This window comes from Paenalcaligenes sp. (assembly GCF_030152715.1).
Classification (GTDB): Bacteria; Pseudomonadota; Gammaproteobacteria; order Burkholderiales; family Burkholderiaceae_B; genus Paenalcaligenes; species Paenalcaligenes hermetiae.
The window spans coordinates 1-3,398 of the sequence record NZ_JASLIX010000068.1; the positions used below are offsets into that span (position 1 = coordinate 1).

Genomic DNA, 3,398 nt, shown 5'->3' on the forward strand with positions numbered 1-3,398 from the left:
CCAGACACAGCTTATCTACGTTTAAATCGGAACGATGCAGGTTCTGTTGAATATAGTGCTGAATTTTTACAAGTTGAATTTCACGCACAGTTTGCGGCTTGAGAGTATCCGCAAGAAACGGTTCACTTAGCTGCGCCCCCATGAGCTGAATCAAAGCGTGCGCAACGCTGTCAGCGGTAGTGTCAGAAAAGGTTTGTGGTTGACGAATAATGCTTTTTAGCATTTGCCGCACCAAGTGCCCACACCCTGACTGTGTATCAAAACTACGTGCTAAAGCCACCGACAAGTAAGGCTGCCACATGCTGAGTAGATCAGGTTCGATCATAAGCACCAAAAACTGTGCATCATCGCCCACATGCACAGTATAGGGCTGCGTCGTGTCATACATGGCCCAATGCCCAGGTGTCAGGGTCACACGACGGTTATTTTGAATAATCTCGCTTGTGCCTTGTAGCTGTAAAGATGCTTTATAGATGGCCTGTTCAGACCGTTTTGCTAAGGCCGGCGTCCGCACAACGGTGGTTGCGCTAATGTGTAATTCAGTAATAGAAAGTGGGCCAACAGCACAATGCCCTGCTTGTGGCACAAAACCTCCCCGCCCCCGCACTTGAACTTCAAGGGGCACAAAGGTTTGGTCAATAAACGTGCGCCAATCGTCTAGTGAGTGAAATTGTACGGGTGATGTGTGTAATAACATGGCTACCTCGTCACTTCAACATTGCAGCCTTTTATGATTTTCTCTGTTATTTATACTGCTTTTAACTCCAAATCGCCTACGCAGATAAACCCTTAGCACGCCTATTAGCGCCCAGCTCGACCATAAAGGTAATTCGCTGGCTGCCACCCTTTTTCCTGCATTATCTGTTCTAGTCGAGCGCGTTCTGCGGCCACATCTGCTAAACGATGGCGACGTGATGCCCCGACCTCTGCCGCAGTAAATGGTCTGTAATGACCACTTTGGTATTCTTCAGGGCTGTAATTCGCCACAATCCAATTCAGCACCAATGCCAACTCATCATTATTGATCTGTGACTGGGCAGCACCGGGCACACGAATCATATAAGAGCGCCCCTCAGGAAGACGTGTAAATAAACCAATCGAATTCACAAAGCTAGGAATCCCTCGATTTTCTGCACCTTTCCCATCAAAACGATGACAGCCTGCGCACTGCAACATATAGTCTTTATAGGCCCCCTCATTACCTAAAAAATACGCCAGTTGCTCTGCGTTAGTCGCTGGAATAGGACGCTTTGCCTGTGTAGCCGGACTCAATATGAACAGCGCTCCCACCAAAGCTGTAAACAAATACGCTTTCATTTTTGTCTCCTCTTAAGAGGGCAAGCACAAAAAGGCTTGCCCTTTGGTATTAGTTTTTCGCTAGACCAATTAATACGGAGGTAGTGCAGTGGAAGGTGCTGTTTTCATTTGCCATGCACCAGTTCACATCATTATGTAAGAAAAACTCATAGCCGGGACGCTCACGAGTTTGCGTGTTACATGCACAGCGGTTACACGCGGTTTTACCGCAACAATCGTGATAGCTGACTAGGTAGTCCTTACCATCATGCGGGTTATGGCACGTGCCCACCCAAGAAATCGGTGATGGCGTTGTTCCAGGAGGACAAGTATTTGCGGTCCCTCCACAACATGAACATAAGAAGCCATCCACCGCACAATGACGCCAGTAGTCGCAAGAGTTCATCTCTTCGTCACTGACTTCAGAAATATCCAGCCCGGGTGATCGATTCGCCGCGCGCGCTACAGGTAGCACAGGCAACACACCCGCAGTAGCCACCAGTGACTTACCTAATGTCGCCAATACACTACGACGCGATGAGCGGTGCGCTAAGCGCCGCGAAATCTGCTCGCCTAAATTATCCAACCAATGCATTGTTTTTCTCCTTACGTGAAAGATTTAACTCATTGAGCTCCGCTGGATTGGTTTCAGCATGACGCAAGTAGTCCTGCATCGATGCTACCCCCAGTTCCTTTGCTGTAAACAGGCTCTCTAGCTGCTCACGTGAGTTAATAAGCCCCTTAGCGCGAATCACCCCGTTTTCATCCATGAGTACGGCATAGGGCAATTTACTAATATGAAAGCTCATGCCTAAACTCGTTGATAGGATGTAAGGGAAAGGGTCGAGATTGGCCTGCTTATAAAATGCCAAATGCTCTGGCATTTCGCCATCGCTCGCTAACACCACACGCAACCAGGATTTTTCCGTGCTCGCAATGGAGCGCAAAATGGGCATCAGTTTTTTACACACTGGGCAGGTTGGGGATAAAAAGAACAGTAACTGGCTATGCGTTGAGGGCATACCAATGGTTTGTGGGCGTCCCAATAGGTCATTTAATTCAAAGGTAGGAGCCGCATCGCCCACTTCTGGCCCTTTGTCCATCGTCAGGGCTCCCATCGGCGCTACACGCTCATAAAGCACACCAATTTGACGCGATAGCGCCAACACCACAATCACCAAAGCCACAATGACTGCCCACAACAACACATTTGAAATAACAAGCGCTCCCATTTAAATCTCCTTGAGTTTTTGTAACTTGATATGGGATTCAATTAACTGATTGGCGGCAAAATACAACCCTAGTAAAGCGAGGGCGGCCCCAAAAAATGTAAGTCCATCGACCCAGCCCAAAGACCGCTCAATAAAAGCAGTGCGAGGCAAAAACAGCACGCTTAATGCCGATAACAGCACCGCATTGCGTCCCACCAACCACCAAGATAAACCCGCGGACTGCTGTTTTAAATTGCCACACCCACATGCCACATCGGTATGACCGCGTCCTAGATTCACCACAACGCCAGCCGTAGCCACCCCCAGCACCCCTAGTGCAAGCCACGCCCCTTCAGTACGCCAATGAGGGAGCAGTAATAACAGGGCTGCAGCCAGCTCCGCCGCAACAAATGCCCCCGCAAATACTTTGCTTATACTGGCCGGAATCAAGCGATATGCCAGCACAGCCCCCTCAAATACGCTAAAGTGCCGCAGCTTATCCAAAGCACCGGTCAGCAGAATCACAGCCAGTGCTGCAGCAACCAAATACAGTATCAACGGGTCCATGGCTAGCTCCCTTTGACTGCTGGATGTGGCTCAGCTTGCAAAGCGGCCTCTCCCGCATTTTCAATAGTGCGGATCAACTTAGGCTCAGCTGCACTGATGTCAAAAATATGAACATTGCCCCCATCAATCCCAAGCAAGCGATTACCTGGCTCATCCACAGATAACGATAAAATATCCAAGCCTGGTACACGGGCAATACGCTCTTTTTTCACTAAATCAAACACCCAGATTTCAGCAGCTGGGTTTTTATGGGTTCCCTCAGCTCCATCGGGATGCATGAGCACATATAAGCGTTTATTTTTATCGTGAGTCGCTAATAGGTTA

General features: G+C 48.8%; 5 protein-coding genes and 1 pseudogene. All 6 read right to left on the bottom strand.

From position 1 onward, the window contains the following. A partial coding sequence (locus tag Q1V74_RS05675; protein WP_300647441.1) for a hypothetical protein occupies nucleotides 1–697 on the bottom strand: 697 nt, incomplete at its 3' end. A 104-nt stretch (nucleotides 698–801) separates the two neighbouring features. Then, nucleotides 802–1,317, bottom strand: a complete 516-nt coding sequence (locus Q1V74_RS05680; RefSeq protein ID WP_300647442.1) for a cytochrome C — start codon at nucleotides 1,315–1,317, stop codon at nucleotides 802–804. A gap of 49 nt (nucleotides 1,318–1,366) precedes the next feature. Beyond that, nucleotides 1,367–1,891, bottom strand: a complete 525-nt coding sequence (locus tag Q1V74_RS05685; RefSeq protein ID WP_260650679.1) for a methylamine dehydrogenase light chain — start codon at nucleotides 1,889–1,891, stop codon at nucleotides 1,367–1,369. Further along, nucleotides 1,875–2,528 carry a methylamine dehydrogenase accessory protein MauD gene (mauD, locus tag Q1V74_RS05690; protein WP_300647443.1) on the bottom strand — a complete coding sequence of 218 codons (654 nt, stop codon included), beginning with the start codon at nucleotides 2,526–2,528 and terminating at the stop codon, nucleotides 1,875–1,877. Before mauD ends, Q1V74_RS05685 begins: the two co-directional genes overlap by 17 nt. Then, nucleotides 2,529–3,074, bottom strand: a complete 546-nt coding sequence (locus tag Q1V74_RS05695) for a MauE/DoxX family redox-associated membrane protein (RefSeq protein ID WP_300647444.1) — start codon at nucleotides 3,072–3,074, stop codon at nucleotides 2,529–2,531. A 2-nt stretch (nucleotides 3,075–3,076) separates the two neighbouring features. After that, a pseudogene (locus Q1V74_RS05700) lies at nucleotides 3,077–3,398 on the bottom strand (amine dehydrogenase); the annotation flags it as partial.